A 15,198-nucleotide genomic window follows, 5' to 3' on the forward strand; every position below is an offset into this window, starting at 1 on the left:
CAGCGCTGGCAGCAGCGGCGCGAAGGCTGGCAGCAGCAGCAACAGCCGCAGCGGCGCGATGACCGCCCCTCCGGCCGTGTGGAGCAATCCGGGGCGCAGGGCCGCTGGCAGCAGAGCGGCGTCCGCGGGGATGATGGCCGCAGGGACGATGGGCGCAGAGACGAGGGCCGCAGGAACGACGCTTCCCGCTGGAACCGTCAGCAAGGCTGGGGCGAGGCGTCCCGGCAGCGGGACGACCGCCAGGGCTGGCGCGAAAGCCGCCGGGAGGACCGGCGCGACGGCTGGCGCGGCAATGATGGGTGGAACAATGACGACCGGCGCTGGCGCGGCAACAACGGCGTGGACCGGCGGTTCGACGATCGCACCCGCTGGAATGGCCAGCGGCGCTGGGACAGCGGCTGGCGGCAGGACCGGCGCTATGACTGGCGCAGCTACCGCTCGCGCTATGGCGACCGCTACCGCATCGGCCGCTATTATGCCCCGCGCGGATGGAGCTACGGCTACAGGCGCTATTCCACCGGCATCTTCCTGAACAGCGTGCTGTTCACCAATTCCTACTGGATCGACGATCCATGGTCCTACCGTCTGCCGCCCGCCTATGGGACGCTGCGCTGGATTCGCTATTATGACGACGCGCTGCTGGTGGACATTCGCGACGGCTATGTGGTCGACGTGATCCATGAATTTTTCTGGTGAGCGGATGAGACCAGGATAACGGCTCCTGACTGCACATCAGGAACAACTGGGCTCGAAGCGGCAGGCTTCGGGCCCTTTTCATTTGCGGCATCGGGCGCTCCGGTGGCAGGAGGCATGCATGACCGATGTGATCGATGATGGAGGGATAGCATCGCCTGCCCGCGCGCGGATAGGGGAAGCGGTGCGCGCCCGGCTGGAGCGCAACCCCATGGTCAGCCGGATCGATGCGCCCCGGCTGGAAATCTATGGACGCCGCGATTTCCTGAACGCGGAAGAATGCGCCGGGCTGCGCGCGCTGATCGATGCGGGCGCGCAGCCATCGACGCTGTTTTCAGGGAGCGCGAACGCGGACTATCGCACCAGCCATAGCTGCAATCTGGACCCGTGGGACCCGCTGGTCATGATCATCAGCGACCGGATCTGCGCGCTGACCGGCCTGCCGTCCGAAAATGGCGAGACGCTGCAAGGCCAGCGCTATGCGGTGGGACAGGAATATAAGCCGCATTGCGACTATTTTCCCGTGACCGCCAATTACTGGCCAGCCATGCGCACGACCGGCGGGCAGCGCAGCTGGACGGCGATGATCTATCTGTCCGCCGTGGAAGCAGGGGGAGAGACTCATTTCCCGCACTGCGAATTCATGGTGCCGCCGGTCGAAGGCATGATCCTGCTCTGGAACAACATGAAGCCCGACGGCGCGCCCAATCCCGACAGCCTGCACGCCGCCCGCCCGGTCGAGCGGGGCGAGAAATATGTCGTCACCAAATGGTTTCGGGAGAAGCGCTGGGGCGGCTGAACCGGACGCCCCTCCTTCCGCCGGGCTGATACATTTCGCGACATAAATGACCGTTAGCTGACCGGCCCGTTTTCGGGCGGTTCAGCGCAAGGGGCGCATAAGCATGCTGTTGGCGGCGGAACCTGCCACAGGGGCTGAAAGCTGGACGCCCGCCGGTTTCCCGCCGCCAAGCTGATTGGGAGAAAATATATGCGTAAGTTGATCATCCTGGGCCTGATTGCAGCCACTGCCATGCCCGGCGCGGCGATGGCCCAGTCGCGCGGCGAAGTCCGCGACAGCGCGCGCGAACTGCGGCAGGAACAGCGCGAGCTTCGCGATGCCCGCCGCTATGGCGACCGCCGCGACGTGCGCGAACAGCGCCGCGATGTGCGCGAAGCACGGCGGGAGCTGCGGGAAGACTGGCGCGACTATCGCCGCTCGCACCGCGACGTCTACCGCGCGGGCAACTGGAACGCGCCCTTCCGCTATAATCGCTGGGAAGCGGGCGCGCGGCTTCGCCCGGCCTATTACAGCTCACGCTATTATATCAGCGATCCCTATCGCTACCGCCTGCCCCGTCCTGGCAACAATATGCGCTGGGTCAGGCACTATAATGACGTGCTGCTGGTGAATGTCCGCACCGGCCGGGTGATCCAGGTCCATCGCGGCTTCTTCTGGTAAGCGGCACGGCCTCCTGAGGAAACGACAGCGGCTCCAGATCGATCGGTCTGGAGCCGTTCTGCTGCATGGCAGGCCAAGGTCCTGAACCCCTTGGCCGCGCCGCTCGTCTCCGGGCAGGCGCGGCCGATGACACGCGCCAGGCGCGCCATCAGTCCGAAAGGGGGTGGACCAGATAACGCAACGTTTGGCGGCCCTGAATGTTCCGCCGCGCGCCCCTCAGCCCCCCAGCGCCTGCGCGATCAACCGGCGGCTGTTGGCGATGCCGTAAAGGGCGATGAAACTGCCCATGCGCGGCCCCTGATCGGCCCCCAGCAGCGTCTGGTACAACGCCTTGAACCAGTCCTTCAGTTCGGCGAAGCCAAAGGCTTCGTCCTTGCCGATGGCGTAGACGATATTCTGGATCTCCTCCGCGCCCGCATCTTCGGGAAGACCGGCAAGCTCCTCATCCAGCTTGCGCAGCGCCGCGGCCTCATGCGCCTCCGGCGCGCGGCGCTTGAGCGTCGGCGCGACGAAATCGCGGTGATAGGCGAGCGCATGGCCGATCAGCGCATCCAGTTCGGGATAGCTGTCCGCATTGGCGCCCGGAACATAATTTTGCAGATAGCCCCACACCTGTTCGCGGCTGGCATCCCCCATTACGCCGACCAGGTTCAGCAGCAGGCCGAAGGTCACCGGCAATTCGCCTTCGGGCAGCTTGCCGTCATGGATATGGTGCACGGGATTGCCGAGCTTCTGCTCGATCGCCTGCTTGGGGTAATTGGCGCGGAACTGCCAATATTCGTCCACCGCACGGGGGATCACGCCCATGTGCAGTTGCTTGGCCTTCTTGGGCTCGCGATAGGCGAAGAAGGCAAGGCTTTCCTGCGGGCCATAGGTCAGCCATTGTTCAAGGCTGAGGCCGTTGCCCTTGGACTTGGAGATCTTCTCGCCCTTTTCATCCAGGAACATCTCATAGTTGAAACCTTCTGGCGGGCGTGCGCCCAGCGCGCGGCAGATCTTCGAGCTTTGCGTGACCGAATCGATCAGGTCCTTGCCCGCCATCTCATAATCGACGCCCAGCGCGACCCAGCGCATCGCCCAGTCGACCTTCCATTGCAGCTTCGCCGCGCCGGACAGGATCGACTGTTCGATCACTTCGCCCTCATCCTCGAACCGGACGATGCCCGCTTCGGCGTCCACCACCTCGACCGGGACCTGGAGGACGATGCCGCTTTTGGCGCTGATGGGCAGGACCGGCGAATAGGTCGCCTGCCGTTCCTTGCGCAGCGTCGGCAGCATGATGTCCATAATGTCCTGATAATGGCGCAGGACGTTGCGGAGCGCATCGTCGAAAGCGCCGGAGCGGTAGCGCTCGGTAGCGGAGACGAACTCATAGTCGAAGCCGAAACGGTCCAGAAATTCCCGCAGCATCGCATTATTGTGATGCGCGAAGCTTTCGAACTTCCCGAACGGATCGGGCACCTGCGTCAGCGGCTTGCCCAGATGTTCGGCCAGCATCGCCTGGTTGGGCACATTGTCGGGCACCTTGCGCAGGCCGTCCATATCGTCGCTGAACGCGATCAGGCGGGTCGGGACATCCGACAGCGCATGATAGGCGTTGCGCACCATGGTCGTGCGCAGCACTTCGTTGAAGGTGCCGATATGCGGCAGGCCCGAAGGACCATAGCCGGTTTCGAAGAGGATATAGCCTTTATCAGGCGCGCCCTGGGGATAGCGCTTGAGCAGCTTGCGCGCTTCTTCATAGGGCCAGGCCTTGGACGCCTGTGCGGCGGTGCGGAGGATTTCGGACACAGTCATGATGGAAAGTCCCCTAGCCCCGGTCAGCCGGAAAGGGAACGGGTAAAGAAATCGGCCGCGCCGCGCCGCCGTTCGCCGAATTTCAGTTTCCCTTTTGTTCCAGCTCGCCTACTCCCGGATGCGTGATCGATCCCGCCGCCCTGCCCGCCCTCCACGCCAGCCATGGCGGCATATGGCTGCGTGAAGGCTCCGTGACGCAGGCGGTGGCGAAGGGCAGCGCGATCGGCCGCGCGGCGGAAACGCCCGTGCTGCTGCTGAACGCGCCGCTGACGGGGCAGAGGCTGGGCTATCCCGAACTGAACGGCCTTGATCTGCTGGAACTCTGGGCCTTCGTGCATCCCGCCCGCTTCCTCGTCCCCACGGCCAAGGGCCTCGCCGAAGCGCTGGGGCTGGAGCGGCCCGCGAACGAGGCGGACATCCCCGCCTTGCTGCAATCGGCGGCGTCGGCCCTGCTCGCCACGCTGGAAGCGCCGGACTGGGCGGAGCGCGAAGGCGGATGGACCGCCGCGCAATCGCTCCATCGCCTGCGCTGGCCATGGGGGCCGCTGGTTGCGCCGCGCATCCCCCGCCCGGCCGAGGCGGAACGATGGCTGTTTTCCCGCCTGCCGGAATGGGAGGAAGCGCCGCCCCGCCCCGCCGCCCGCTCCATCGCGCTGGAGGAGGACGCCGTCCTCTCGCGCCTTTCCAGCCTCACCGGCGCGGCAGCGGAGCCAAGGCCGGGACAGCGCGCCTATGCGGCTGCGGCGGTCGAGGCTTTCCGGCCCCGCGCGCACCGCGATCAGCCCAACATGCTGCTCGCCGAAGCCGGGACGGGCATTGGCAAGACGCTGGGCTATCTCGCGCCCGCCTCGCTCTGGGCATCGCAGGCGCAGGGGACGGTGTGGATATCCACCTATACCAAGGCGCTGCAAAGGCAGCTCGACCGCGAAAGCCTGCGCCTCTTTCCCGATCCGGCGACGGCGGCGCGGCGCGTCGTCGTGCGCAAGGGGCGGGAAAATTATCTCTGCCTGCTCAATCTGGAGGACGCGCTGCAAGGCGGCTTTGCCGGGCGCGCCGCCATATTGGCGCAGCTCGTCGCGCGCTGGGCGGCCTATAGCAAGGATGGCGACATGGTGGGTGGCGACTTGCCCGGCTGGCTGCCCACCCTGTTCCGGCGCAACGGTTCGACGGCGCTGACCGACCGGCGGGGCGAGTGCATCTATGCGGGCTGTCCCCATTATCGCAAATGCTTCATCGAACGGTCGGCGCGGGCATCGGCCGAAGCGGACATCGTCATCGCCAACCATGCGCTGGTGATGATCAACGCCGCGCGCGGCCGCGAAACCGGGCAGCGTCCGCAGCGCATCGTCTTCGACGAAGGCCATCATCTGTTCGACGCCGCCGACGCGACCTTTTCCGTGGCCCTGTCCGGCCAGGAAGCGATCGAACTGCGCCGCTGGATCATGGGTCCCGAAGGATCGTCACGCGGCAGGCGGAGGGGGCTGGCGGCGCGCCTGTCTGACCTTGCCAGCTATGACGAGGAAGGCGGCGAAGCGATCCGCGCGGCGACCGACGCGGCGCGGGCGCTGCCTGCCGACGAATGGTTGAAGCGCGTCGTCGCGGGCGAGCCTTTCGGCCCGGTCGAACAATTGCTCGCCGCCGTGCGCGGCACCGTCTTCGCCCGCGCCGCCGATGCGGGGGAAGCCGACGCAGGCTATGGCCTGGAAACCGAGCTTGCCGAACCGGACGGCGCTCTGGTGGAAGCGGCGCAGGATGCGGCGCTGGCGCTCGACGCGCTGCTGCGTCCGCTCGCCCGGCTCGCCAGGCGGCTGGAAGCGGTGGTGGAGGATGCGCCCGACTGGCTGGACGGCGCCGCGCGCGCGCGGATCGAAGGCGCGATCGCATCGCTGAACTGGCGGCGCGACCTGATCACCGCGTGGCTCGCCTTGCTCGCGCGGATCGGCGGACCGGCCGATCCTGATTTCGTCGACTGGCTGACGGTCGATCGCGTCGAGGGGCGCGAATATGACATCGGCGTGCACCGCCACTGGCTCGATCCCACGCGTCCGCTGGCCGAAACCGTGCTGAAACCGGCGCATGGCGTGCTCGTCACCTCGGCAACGCTCAAGGGCGGCGGCGACTGGGACAATGCAGAAAGCCGCAGCGGCGCGGTCCATCTGGCGCGCGGCGCGCATAGGTTCGAAGCGCCCAGCCCCTTCGACTATCCCAGCCGCGCCGAAGTGCTGATCGTCACCGACATCAAACGCGGCGACATCGCTGCCCTGTCCGGGGCCTATGCCCGGCTGATCGAGGCGTCGGGCGGCGGCACGCTGGGCCTGTTCACGGCGATCCGGCGGCTGCGCGCGGTCCATGCGCGGATCGCCGACCGGCTCGCAAGGGCCGGCCTGCCGCTCTATGCCCAGCATGTCGATCCGATGGACACCGGCACGCTGATCGACATTTTCCGCGACGATCCGCGCGCGTCCCTGCTCGGCACCGATGCGCTGCGCGACGGGGTGGACGTGCCGGGGCATTCGCTGCGGCTGGTGGTGATGGAGGGGGTTCCCTGGTCCAAGCCGACGGTGCTGCATGCGGCCCGGCGGCTGGCGGGCGGAGGCGCGGCCTATGACGACCGGCTGATCCGCGCCCGGCTCGCCCAGGCGTTCGGCCGCCTCATCCGCCGCGCGGAGGACCGGGGCAGCTTCGTCATATTGTCGGCCGCCATGCCCAGCCGCCTGCTCAGCGCCTTTCCGCCGGGCACGCCCGTGCGGCGGCTGACGCTGGATGAAGCGATCATTGCGGTCAGCGCGCATTCCCGCGCTGGCATTGGCGGCGGGGCGGCGCTAGGGCTTCAGGATAACGAGTCCGGCACCCACGACCTGGAGCAAAGATGAAGCGGCTGACCCTGTTGCGCCACGCCAAGTCCGATTGGGACGATCCGGTCGCGCGTGATTTCGACCGGCCGCTCAATCGCCGGGGCGAAAAGGCGGCGCTGCTGGTCGGCCAGTTCGCGAAATCGCGCAAGATGCAGTTCGACAGGCTGGTGGCGTCGCCCGCCGTGCGCGTTACCCAGACGCTGGACACGTTCCTGTCGGGCTATGGCGAGCCGCTGGAGCCGCATTGGGACCGGCGCATCTATCTGGCATCGGCCGCTACCCTGTTCGACGTGATCCGCGACCTTCCCGATACGGCGCAGAGCGTCCTGATGGCAGGGCATAATCCTGGTCTGGAGGAACTGATCCTGGAACTGGTGCCCGATGACGGCGCAAGCCCTCTGCGCGAGGATGTCGAGGTGAAATTCCCGACGGCCAGCCTGGCGGCGATGGACCTGACGATCGATCATTGGGCACAGGCGAAGAAGGATGTCGGCACGCTGGTGAGCTTCACCCGTCCGCGCGACATCGATCCGGCGCTTGGCCCCGGATCGCGCTGACGCAGGCGGCCGGTGACGCCGATCCGCTGGCGCGGGGCCGTGGCAGGCGATGCGCAGGCCCTGTCCATACTGGGCGGCGCGACCTTCCTCGCCAGCTTCGCCCATGACCATCCCGGCGATGCGCTGCTCGCCCATGTCCGTTCGGCGCATTCGGAAAGCTTTTATCAGGCGGCGATCGCCGATCCTTCGCAACTGCTGCTGATCGGCGAAACGCCCCTGAGCGCGCCGGTCGGCTATGCGATGCTGACCCCGCCGGACCTTCCCGTGGACTGCGACGGCCGGCATGATGTGGAGGTCAAGCGCTTCTACCTTCTGGGCGGATGGCAGGGCGGCGGTCATGCAGACATGCTGATGGACCTGCTCGCCGCAGAAAGCCGCAACCGCGGCGCGCGCCGGATGCTGCTGGCGGTCTATCCGCAGAATGAGCGGGCGCGGCGCTTCTACGCCCGGCACGGCTTTGAAGAGATTGGCGAGACCGTCTTCATGGTCGGCGAAACGCCCTTTCGCGACCTCGTCTACGCGCGGAACTTATAGCGGCTTTCCAGGCGCGCTCAGGTCACGCCGTCCTCTCCAACGGCGCGCGCCAATGTGGCGCGGATCGATTGCAGCCGTGCGAGAAAATCCTGCGGCGGCGCTGGCGGGTCCGCTGGCTGGGGCGCGGGTGCGGCGCTGGCTGGCGCTGGCGTTCCGGCTCCTTCCGCCAGCGCCTTTTGAGCGCCGCGCACGGTGAAGCCCTCGACATTCAGCAACTGGTTGATGCGCCGGACGAGGGCGACGTCAGCCGGGCGGTAATAGCGCCGGTTGCCGGACCGTTGCAGCGGCCGGAGCTGGGGAAAGCGCGTTTCCCAATAGCGCAGGATATGCTGCGGCAGTCCAAGCTCCGCGGACAATTCGCTGATGGTCAGAAATGCGCCGTCTGCCTTTTCCATGACGGCGATGTTGCACCCATAGCCGCAACAAGGTCAACCATCGCGCGGCATGCGGCCCTGTTGCAGCGGCTCGTCAGGATGCGGCGACGCGATCCCGCATCGTCTGGCTGGCGCGGAAGGTGAGCACGCGGCGCGGCTCGATCGGCACTTCGACGCCGGTCTTGGGATTGCGGCCCATGCGCTGCGTCTTGTCGCGCAGGACGAAGGTGCCGAAGCTGGAAATCTTTACATTCTCCCCACGCTCAAGCGCGGCGGACATATGTTCCAGAATGGATTCGATCATGGCAGCGGACTCGGCGCGCGACAGACCGATATGACGGTTCACGCTTTCGGCAAGGTCTGCGCGTGTCAACGTGCCAGGAGCAGTCATTGATCTTCCTCACCTTCTTCTGCGCGGTTTTGCGCCCGTTCGATGGTTTATTTTGCGGTAACCCGAATGATTCTGCAAGATGACTCGTTGCCCGATGTGCGCAAAAACGGCGCAAAAAGGGATGGTCAGACCCTCAGGACGCACGCGCCCCAGGTGAAGCCGCCACCCATGGCTTCCAGCACCAGCAGGTCGCCCGCCCGCACCCGGCCGTCGCGCATGGCGAGGTCAAGCGCCAATGGCACCGAAGCGGCGGAGGTGTTGGCATGACGGTCGACCGTCATCACCACCTTTTCGGGCGAAAGCTTGAGCTTGCGGGCGGTGGCGTCCAGGATGCGCGCATTGGCCTGATGCGGGACAAGCCAGTCGATATCGGCCGGGGTCAGGCCCGCCAGTTCCATGACTTCCGTCAGCACCGACGCCAGATTGACGACGGCGTGCCGGAACACCTCCTGCCCCTTCATCCGCAGCTTGCCCACCGTCTGCGTGGTGGAAGGGCCGCCGTCCACATAGAGCAGCTGGTTATGGCGGCCGTCGGCGTGGAGCTTGGACGCCAGGATGCCGCGCTTGCCATCCTCGCTTTCCTCCGCGCCCAGCACGATCGCGCCCGCGCCGTCGCCGAACAGGACGCAGGTCGTGCGGTCCTCCCAATCGAGGATGCGGCTGAAGGTTTCCGATCCGATGACCAGCGCCCGCTGCGCCGCGCCCGACCGGATCATGCTGTCCGCGACCGTCACCGCGTAGAGGAAGCCGGAGCAGACCGCCGCCACGTCGAACGCGACGCAATCGTCGATGCCCAGCGCCGCCTGCACGATGGTCGCGCTGGCGGGAAAGGTCTGATCGGGCGTCGCCGTCGCCAGGATGATGAGGTCGATGTCCTGCGGCGACAGGCCCGCCCGGTCCAGCGCCCCGCGCGCGGCGTCCGTCGCCAGGCTGGCGGTGGTTTCGCCTTCACTCGCTATATGGCGGTTGCGGATGCCGGTGCGCTCGACGATCCATTCATCGCTCGTGTCGACGGTCTGCGCCAGTTCGGCATTGCTGACCGACCGGACCGGCAGCGCGGAACCGGTGCCCAGGAGAACGGATCTGCGGATCACTTTGCGGCCAGCTCCTGTTTCGATGCGACGGCTGACAGCGACGTGATGCCCGCCATGTCGGCGGCGATGCGCCGGGTGATGTCTTCCTCCAGCAGCCGCGCCGCGACATGGACGGCGTTGGCGACGCCCTTGTCGTTGGCGCTGCCGTGGCTTTTCACCACCACGCCGTTCAGGCCCAGGAAGACCGCGCCATTATGATTATTGGGGTCCAGATGATGCTTGAGCAGATGCATCGCGGGCTTGGAGATCAGGAAGCCGATCTTGGACCGGATCGAGCTGGTGAAGGCGGTGCGCAGCAGGTCGGTCACGAAGCGGGCCGTGCCCTCCGCCGTCTTGAGCGCCACATTGCCCGAAAAGCCGTCGCTGACGATGACATCGGCGTCGCCGCTGCCGATCTTGTCGCCTTCGGTAAAACCGTCGAAGGACAGCGGCAGGCTCGTCGCGGCGCGCAATATGGCGGCGGCGTCGCGGATTTCCTCCGTGCCCTTCATCTCCTCCGTCCCGATGTTCATCAGGCGGACGCGCGGGCGTTCAAGGTCGAAGGCGATGCGGGCATAGGCAGCGCCCATCACCGCGAACTGGACGAGGTTGCGGGCGTCGCACTCCGTATTGGCGCCCAGGTCCAGCATGACCACGTCATTGCCGCCCAGCGTCGGCAGCAGCGCCGCCAGAGCGGGCCGGTCGATGCCCGGCATGGTGCGCAGCGCCAGCTTCGCCATCGCCATCAGCGCGCCGGTATTGCCCGACGATACGGCAGCCCCCGCCTCGCCCGCTTTCACCGCAGCGATCGCCAAGCTCATGGAGCTGGCCTTCTTGCGGATCGCGGCGCTGGGCTTGTCGCCCGCCTCCACCACGTCGCTCGCATGCACGACTTCGGATGCGGCGCGCAGATTCGGGTGACGGTCGAGCGCGGACTTGATCCGCGCTTCGTCGCCGAACAGCGTGAAGCGCAGCCCTTCGTGGCGGTGACGGGCGAGCGCCACGCCCGCCATCATCACGCGCACGCCTTCATCCCCGCCCATCGCGTCGATTGCGATTCGCGGTTGGCTGGACACTTCAGGACACCTTTGCAGGAGGAAAAGTGTCGTTACGCCCCGGCGGCAACGACTTCACGGCCGTTATAATGGCCGCAGGCCACGCACAGATTGTGCGGGCGCTTGAGTTCACCGCAGTTCGAGCATTCCTGATAGGCTTCGACGCGCAGCGCATCGTGGCTGCGGCGCATGCCACGGCGGGACGGGGTAGTTTTCCTCTTTGGGACAGCCATGTCGGCACCTTGTTCCGTAAATATCTGGTTGTGCGACTGGCCAGAATCCGATGGGGATGCCGACGCCACAGGCGCCGCAGACCCATGCGGCCCGGGTGATCGCGAAGCCATGCGCCTATAGCGTTTTTTGGGTGGGGCGCAAGTCCTTCCTTGCCCTTGAAGGCAGTCCCGCTAACCTTCCGCACCGCAGAGATAAGGGAGGATACCATCATGCTGTTGCCGATCACGCTAACACTGGCCGCCGCTTGCGCCATTGTGAACCTGTGGCTGGCGACGCGCTGCGTCAGGATTCGCATGACAGCCAAAACGCTGCATGGCGATGGCGGCAACCAGCTGCTCGCCCGCCGCATGCGCGCCCACGCGAATTTTGCCGAATATGCGCCGATCGTCCTGATCCTCTTCGCTCTGATCGAACTGGCGCTCGGCTCGCCGCTGTGGCTGTGGATAGCCGCATGCGTCTTCATCATCGCGCGGGCCGCACATCCCATCGGCATGGACGCGGATCAGCCCACGATATGGCGCGCGGCGGGGGCTCTGCTGACCTGGGCCGTCACCGCAGTGCTGGCCGTCACCGCGCTCTATGCCGCGTACAGCGCCACGCGCGCCGTTCCCGCTCCGCCTGCCCTCGCCGCTCAGGTCTAGGCTCAGGCGAGCACCGCGTCCCCGACAAAGGGGTTGGTGCGCCGCTCATGGGCGAAGTTGCTCATGGGGCCATGGCCGGGCACAAAGGCCGTGTCCCCGCCCAGCGGCCAGAGCTTGCCGGTGATCGCGTCGATAAGCTGCTGGTGATTGCCCATCGGGAAGTCCGTGCGGCCGATCGATCCCTGGAACAGCACGTCGCCGACGATGGCGAGCTTGCTGGGCGCATGGTGGAAGACGACATGGCCCGGCGTGTGGCCGGGGCAGTGATAGACGTCGAGCACAAGGTCGCCGACGCTCACCTGATCACCGTCGGCCAGCCAGCGATCCGGCTCGAAGACCTTGCCGTTAACGCCATAATTGCGCCCATCCTCTTCCAGACGGCTGATCCAGAATCGGTCCGCCTCATGCGGGCCTTCGATCGGCACGCCCAATTCCCTGGCAAGGATGCCGGCCTCGCCGCAATGATCGATATGGCCGTGCGTCACCAAAATCTTCTCGATGGTGACCCCGTGCTGCTGCGCCGCGGCTTTCAGGCGCGGGAGGTCGCCGCCCGGATCGACGAACGCGCCCCGCCTGGTCGCGGTGCACCAGAAGAGGGTGCAATTCTGCTGGAGCGGCGTCACGGGAATCAGCGTGGCCTGGAGCGGCGGGGTCTGCGATGGGCTGGTCATAGGGCCGATGTGGCGAAGCCGCGCGCGCGGCGCAAGAGGCGGCGCAACGGGCCGGAGGGCGGCCTTACTCCGCCTCTTCCAGTCCCAGCGGTTCGGCCAGGCTGATGCCGTCCAGCACCTTCGCCGTTTCGTCGCGGACGCGCAGCATCACGCGATGCAGCCTGCATTCCGATTCGGGCAGGCAGTTGGTGCATGTTTCATGCGCGAATCGGCTGGCGCAGGGCGTCAGCGCCAGCGATCCGCGCGTCAGCCGCACGATGTCGCCATAGCTGATGTCGACAGGCGCCAGCGCCAGCCAATAGCCGCCGTCGCGGCCGCGCTGGGTCGCAACCAGCCCCTCACGCGACAGTTCGGACAGGATCACCGTCAGGAACTTGGCCGGGATATTCTGCCGCGTCGCGATTTCGTTCAGCGGCACAGGTCCCTGGCGGTAACGGTCGGCAAGGTGCTGGAGGGCGCGGATGGCGTAACGGGTCTTCTGCGAAAGCATGATCCCGTTATTCGCCCACCCGCCTCATTTGACAAGCCGCCGCGCGGCCCGTCAGGCCTTCACCTCTTCCAGCGCGGCTTCATAGGTCGATGCCTTGAAGCCGACCACGGTCCGGCCGCCAATGTCCAGGATCGGCCGCTTGATCATGGAGGGGTTGGCGGACATCAGCAGGATCGCCTTGTCCGCGTCGATATGGGCCTTGTCCCCGGCGTCCAGCGCCTTGAAAGTGGTGCCGGAGCGGTTGAGGATGGTTTCCCACCCATGCTCCATCACCCATTCCTCCAGCTTGGCCTTGTCCACGCCGGACACCTTATAGTCGTGGAAGCTGTAGGCGACCCGCTCATTATCCAGGAAATTGCGCGCCTTCTTGATCGTGTCGCAATTCTTGATGCCATACATGGTGATCATGGGGTCAGCCCTTGAACGCTGTGACTTCGACTTCGACCTTCATCTCCGGCTTGATGAGGCCGGTGACGATGCAACTGGCGGCGGGGCGGATTTCGCCGAATATGGGGGCGGTCGCCTTGCCCAGTTCGTCCCAATAGGCCGGGTCGGTGATATAATAGGTCACGCGCACCACGTCGGCGAAGGAAAAGCCCGCTTCCTCCAGCGCCTTGCCGATGACCTTGAGGGCGTTGGCGGTCTGGTCGACGACGCTTTCAGGCATCGCCCTAGTTTCCGGGTCGGTGCCGGTCGTGCCTGCGACGAAGCACCAGCCGCCCTGGACGACGGCGCGGGAATAGCCGACCTGCGCCTCGAAAGGCGAGCCCGAGGAAATGAGCGTGCGGGACATGGAAGTTCCTTCGAACGGGGAGCGGGAAAAGGATCGCGGCGGCTCTTGCCCCGTGCCGCCGCCGCTGTCCAGCGCCTTTTGGCCAGCGAGGAACGGCGGCGGGACTGATCCGTTGAAGCGGCAAGGAGACATGCCATGGACCAAGCCGACAAGGACCGCTTCCCCGACACCGTCGAGGAGAATGACGAGCAGCGCGACAGCGGATCGCAGGCGCAGGACGTCGCGGACGACGCGCGTGTCCGCAGCACCGACCTGTCCGAAGACAGCGAGCGCGGCGGCCGCCCCAACCCCGCACAGATCATCCCCGACGACACGCCCGACCTGGTGGAGCGGATGGAAGAAATGAACCGTTCCGGGCGGATCGACATGGACGCCTTCGCCGGTGAGCCGCAGATGGACGATGAGGAAAGTGCACTGGGGCAAGTAGATACCGAGAATATGGACGATGAAGACGACATGCTGGGCCAGGGAACGCGGGAGGAGAGCTGACCTTCCCGCCGGAACGGAGGGAATGCGGATCAGCTTGAACGGGCGCAAGACAGGGCGCGGCCTATGCTCATGCGATGTCCTGCCGCCCCTTCGCCCTCGCCGCCCTTGCCGCATTCGCCATCTTCATTGCTCAGCCCGCTTCCGCCGAGCGTTTCGGCCTGTGCCAGACCGGAGGCGGGACGGATTGCGTCGTGGATGGCGACACGTTCCGGCTGGGCGGGGAAAAAATCCGCATCGCCGATATCGATACGCCCGAAACGCATCGGCCGCGCTGCCCGGCGGAATATCAGCGGGGACAGCGCGCCACCCTCCGCCTGCTGGCGCTGCTGAACGCTGGCGGCTTTTCTCTGCAATCGGTCGAGCGGGACAAGGATCGCTATGGCCGCTCTTCGCGTCTGGTCAGCCGGGGCGGCCGGTCGATCGGGGCGATGCTGGTTGCGGAAGGGCTGGCGCGCCCCTGGCAGGGATCACGCCAGCCCTGGTGCCGTAGTTAACGGCAACTCACTCCGCCACGATCGATCTCGCGGCCGAGCAGAGCGCCCGCGCCGCCGCCGATCAGCGTCGTCAGCAGGCTCGACCCGCCGCGATCAAGCTGGTTGCCGAGCAGCCCGCCCAGCGCCGCGCCCACGATCAGGCCGGTGGTGCCGTCCGAGCGGCGGCAATAATAGCGATCGTCATAGCCGCGATAGATGCGGGTGTTGCGGGTCACGCGGATCGGTTCATAGCCGCTGCGATAATAGCGGTCCGGCCGGTAGCGTGTGCCATAGCGGCGATCCGGGCGGTTCCAGTCATAGTTGTAGACGGTCCGGCCTGGGCGCCTCAAGCGATTGTCGCGGCGATCCTCCCGGCGATCGTCGCGCCAATCGCGGCGCGCCTCGCGGACATCCTTGCGATATTCGCGCCGGGCGTCTCGAACATCGCGGCGATATTCGCGGTCATCCCGGCGCTGCTCCCGCGCCGATCCCTCTCCCCATGCGGGGCGCTGCGCGAAGGCTGGGGTAGCGGCGATGCCGGTCAGCGTCATCGCGCCAAGCGACAGAGCGGCAATGGTCCGCTTCATCGAGAATTTCATGAGTTGCTCCTTATCAAGGC

20 protein-coding genes are annotated in these 15,198 nt (G+C 66.4%); 9 read left to right on the top strand and 11 right to left on the bottom strand.

The window, feature by feature from the left end; genetic code table 11:
• The 3 genes from L288_RS37040 to L288_RS37050 all read left to right on the top strand — a co-directional run.
• The coding region (locus L288_RS37040; RefSeq protein ID WP_021239190.1) for an RcnB family protein at positions 1-696 on the top strand (696 nt) is incomplete at its 5' end.
• 118 nt (positions 697-814) lie between these two features.
• Positions 815-1,492 (top strand): 2OG-Fe(II) oxygenase, encoded by a 678-nt coding sequence (locus L288_RS37045; RefSeq protein ID WP_021239191.1) that lies wholly within the window; start codon positions 815-817, stop codon positions 1,490-1,492.
• A gap of 189 nt (positions 1,493-1,681) precedes the next feature.
• The gene (locus L288_RS37050; RefSeq protein ID WP_021239192.1) at positions 1,682-2,152 is read left to right on the top strand and encodes an RcnB family protein; all 471 of its coding nucleotides are present in this window, start codon (positions 1,682-1,684) and stop codon (positions 2,150-2,152) included.
• Positions 2,153-2,368: 216 nt separating this feature from the next.
• Here the strand turns inward: L288_RS37050 and L288_RS37055 are convergent, their stop codons facing one another.
• On the bottom strand, positions 2,369-3,949 hold the full coding sequence (locus tag L288_RS37055; RefSeq protein WP_021239193.1) for a lysine--tRNA ligase: 1,581 nt from the start codon (positions 3,947-3,949) through the stop codon (positions 2,369-2,371).
• Between the two features lie 122 nt (positions 3,950-4,071).
• Here L288_RS37055 and L288_RS37060 point away from each other — a divergent pair, with 122 nt between their 5' ends.
• From L288_RS37060 to L288_RS37070, 3 genes are read left to right on the top strand one after another with little or no spacing between them, the layout of a single operon-like run.
• Positions 4,072-6,822 carry an ATP-dependent DNA helicase gene (locus L288_RS37060; RefSeq protein ID WP_021239194.1) on the top strand — a complete coding sequence of 917 codons (2,751 nt, stop codon included), beginning with the start codon at positions 4,072-4,074 and terminating at the stop codon, positions 6,820-6,822.
• Entirely contained in the window at positions 6,819-7,361 is a 543-nt protein-coding gene (locus L288_RS37065) for a SixA phosphatase family protein (RefSeq protein ID WP_021239195.1), read from the top strand. The genes L288_RS37060 and L288_RS37065 overlap by 4 nt, the downstream gene beginning before the upstream one ends.
• Positions 7,362-7,373: 12 nt before the next feature.
• Positions 7,374-7,895, top strand: a complete 522-nt coding sequence (locus L288_RS37070) for a GNAT family N-acetyltransferase (protein ID WP_021239196.1) — start codon at positions 7,374-7,376, stop codon at positions 7,893-7,895.
• Between the two features lie 17 nt (positions 7,896-7,912).
• Here L288_RS37070 and L288_RS37075 read toward each other — a convergent pair whose 3' ends face one another.
• The 5 genes from L288_RS37075 to rpmF form a co-directional block, all read right to left on the bottom strand.
• Positions 7,913-8,290, bottom strand: coding sequence for a MerR family transcriptional regulator (locus L288_RS37075; protein WP_021239197.1), 378 nt, complete (start codon positions 8,288-8,290; stop codon positions 7,913-7,915).
• 73 nt (positions 8,291-8,363) lie between these two features.
• Positions 8,364-8,660 (bottom strand): integration host factor subunit alpha, encoded by a 297-nt coding sequence (locus tag L288_RS37080; RefSeq protein WP_021239198.1) that lies wholly within the window; start codon positions 8,658-8,660, stop codon positions 8,364-8,366.
• Positions 8,661-8,785: 125 nt separating this feature from the next.
• Entirely contained in the window at positions 8,786-9,754 is a 969-nt protein-coding gene (locus tag L288_RS37085) for a beta-ketoacyl-ACP synthase III (RefSeq protein WP_021239199.1), read from the bottom strand.
• Entirely contained in the window at positions 9,751-10,776 is a 1,026-nt protein-coding gene (gene plsX, locus L288_RS37090) for a phosphate acyltransferase PlsX (protein ID WP_021239200.1), read from the bottom strand. The genes L288_RS37085 and plsX overlap by 4 nt, the downstream gene beginning before the upstream one ends.
• A 65-nt stretch (positions 10,777-10,841) precedes the next feature.
• Positions 10,842-11,021 carry a 50S ribosomal protein L32 gene (gene rpmF, locus L288_RS0122005; protein ID WP_030538896.1) on the bottom strand — a complete coding sequence of 60 codons (180 nt, stop codon included), beginning with the start codon at positions 11,019-11,021 and terminating at the stop codon, positions 10,842-10,844.
• A gap of 210 nt (positions 11,022-11,231) precedes the next feature.
• Here rpmF and L288_RS37095 point away from each other — a divergent pair, with 210 nt between their 5' ends.
• On the top strand, positions 11,232-11,663 hold the full coding sequence (locus L288_RS37095) for an MAPEG family protein (protein ID WP_021239202.1): 432 nt from the start codon (positions 11,232-11,234) through the stop codon (positions 11,661-11,663).
• A gap of 2 nt (positions 11,664-11,665) precedes the next feature.
• Here the strand turns inward: L288_RS37095 and L288_RS37100 are convergent, their stop codons facing one another.
• The 4 genes from L288_RS37100 to L288_RS37115 all read right to left on the bottom strand — a co-directional run bounded on the left by L288_RS37100 (position 11,666) and on the right by L288_RS37115 (position 13,617).
• Positions 11,666-12,334 (bottom strand): MBL fold metallo-hydrolase, encoded by a 669-nt coding sequence (locus tag L288_RS37100; RefSeq protein ID WP_021239203.1) that lies wholly within the window; start codon positions 12,332-12,334, stop codon positions 11,666-11,668.
• 64 nt (positions 12,335-12,398) lie between these two features.
• Positions 12,399-12,824 carry an RrF2 family transcriptional regulator gene (locus tag L288_RS37105; protein ID WP_021239204.1) on the bottom strand — a complete coding sequence of 142 codons (426 nt, stop codon included), beginning with the start codon at positions 12,822-12,824 and terminating at the stop codon, positions 12,399-12,401.
• A 51-nt stretch (positions 12,825-12,875) separates the two neighbouring features.
• A complete protein-coding gene (locus tag L288_RS37110; protein ID WP_021239205.1) occupies positions 12,876-13,232 on the bottom strand; it encodes an ArsC family reductase in 357 nt (118 codons plus the stop codon).
• Positions 13,233-13,236: 4 nt separating this feature from the next.
• Positions 13,237-13,617: a RidA family protein gene (locus tag L288_RS37115; protein ID WP_021239206.1), complete on the bottom strand. Its 381-nt coding sequence runs from the start codon at positions 13,615-13,617 to the stop codon at positions 13,237-13,239.
• A gap of 135 nt (positions 13,618-13,752) precedes the next feature.
• Between L288_RS37115 and L288_RS37120 the strand changes: the two genes are divergently transcribed.
• Both L288_RS37120 and L288_RS37125 read left to right on the top strand, forming a co-directional pair.
• A complete protein-coding gene (locus L288_RS37120) occupies positions 13,753-14,106 on the top strand; it encodes a hypothetical protein (RefSeq protein WP_021239207.1) in 354 nt (117 codons plus the stop codon).
• Positions 14,107-14,180: 74 nt separating this feature from the next.
• The gene (locus L288_RS37125; RefSeq protein WP_021239208.1) at positions 14,181-14,600 is read left to right on the top strand and encodes a thermonuclease family protein; all 420 of its coding nucleotides are present in this window, start codon (positions 14,181-14,183) and stop codon (positions 14,598-14,600) included.
• On the opposite strand, the gene L288_RS37130 is transcribed toward L288_RS37125, so the two are convergent.
• On the bottom strand, positions 14,597-15,178 hold the full coding sequence (locus L288_RS37130; protein ID WP_021239209.1) for a glycine zipper 2TM domain-containing protein: 582 nt from the start codon (positions 15,176-15,178) through the stop codon (positions 14,597-14,599). The two genes, L288_RS37125 and L288_RS37130, sit on opposite strands and share 4 nt — an antisense overlap.
• Positions 15,179-15,198 lie beyond the last annotated feature (20 nt).

Origin of the sequence: Sphingobium quisquiliarum P25, from assembly GCF_000445065.1 — a bacterium.
GTDB lineage: Bacteria > Pseudomonadota > Alphaproteobacteria > Sphingomonadales > Sphingomonadaceae > Sphingobium > Sphingobium quisquiliarum.

What these genes read in the sequence shown, in the direction of transcription:
- L288_RS37045 (WP_021239191.1), top strand. Translation starts at nt 815, where the DNA reads ATGACCGATGTGATCGATGATGGAGGGATAGCATCGCCTGCCCGCGCG.
- L288_RS37050 (WP_021239192.1), top strand. Translation starts at nt 1,682, where the DNA reads ATGCGTAAGTTGATCATCCTGGGCCTGATTGCAGCCACTGCCATGCCC.
- L288_RS37055 (WP_021239193.1), bottom strand. Translation starts at nt 3,949, where the DNA reads ATGACTGTGTCCGAAATCCTCCGCACCGCCGCACAGGCGTCCAAGGCC.
- L288_RS37065 (WP_021239195.1), top strand. Translation starts at nt 6,819, where the DNA reads ATGAAGCGGCTGACCCTGTTGCGCCACGCCAAGTCCGATTGGGACGAT.
- L288_RS37075 (WP_021239197.1), bottom strand. Translation starts at nt 8,290, where the DNA reads ATGGAAAAGGCAGACGGCGCATTTCTGACCATCAGCGAATTGTCCGCG.
- L288_RS37080 (WP_021239198.1), bottom strand. Translation starts at nt 8,660, where the DNA reads ATGACTGCTCCTGGCACGTTGACACGCGCAGACCTTGCCGAAAGCGTG.
- plsX (WP_021239200.1), bottom strand. Translation starts at nt 10,776, where the DNA reads ATGGGCGGGGATGAAGGCGTGCGCGTGATGATGGCGGGCGTGGCGCTC.
- rpmF (WP_030538896.1), bottom strand. Translation starts at nt 11,021, where the DNA reads ATGGCTGTCCCAAAGAGGAAAACTACCCCGTCCCGCCGTGGCATGCGC.
- L288_RS37095 (WP_021239202.1), top strand. Translation starts at nt 11,232, where the DNA reads ATGCTGTTGCCGATCACGCTAACACTGGCCGCCGCTTGCGCCATTGTG.
- L288_RS37100 (WP_021239203.1), bottom strand. Translation starts at nt 12,334, where the DNA reads ATGACCAGCCCATCGCAGACCCCGCCGCTCCAGGCCACGCTGATTCCC.
- L288_RS37105 (WP_021239204.1), bottom strand. Translation starts at nt 12,824, where the DNA reads ATGCTTTCGCAGAAGACCCGTTACGCCATCCGCGCCCTCCAGCACCTT.
- L288_RS37110 (WP_021239205.1), bottom strand. Translation starts at nt 13,232, where the DNA reads ATGATCACCATGTATGGCATCAAGAATTGCGACACGATCAAGAAGGCG.
- L288_RS37115 (WP_021239206.1), bottom strand. Translation starts at nt 13,617, where the DNA reads ATGTCCCGCACGCTCATTTCCTCGGGCTCGCCTTTCGAGGCGCAGGTC.
- L288_RS37120 (WP_021239207.1), top strand. Translation starts at nt 13,753, where the DNA reads ATGGACCAAGCCGACAAGGACCGCTTCCCCGACACCGTCGAGGAGAAT.
- L288_RS37125 (WP_021239208.1), top strand. Translation starts at nt 14,181, where the DNA reads ATGTCCTGCCGCCCCTTCGCCCTCGCCGCCCTTGCCGCATTCGCCATC.
- L288_RS37130 (WP_021239209.1), bottom strand. Translation starts at nt 15,178, where the DNA reads ATGAAATTCTCGATGAAGCGGACCATTGCCGCTCTGTCGCTTGGCGCG.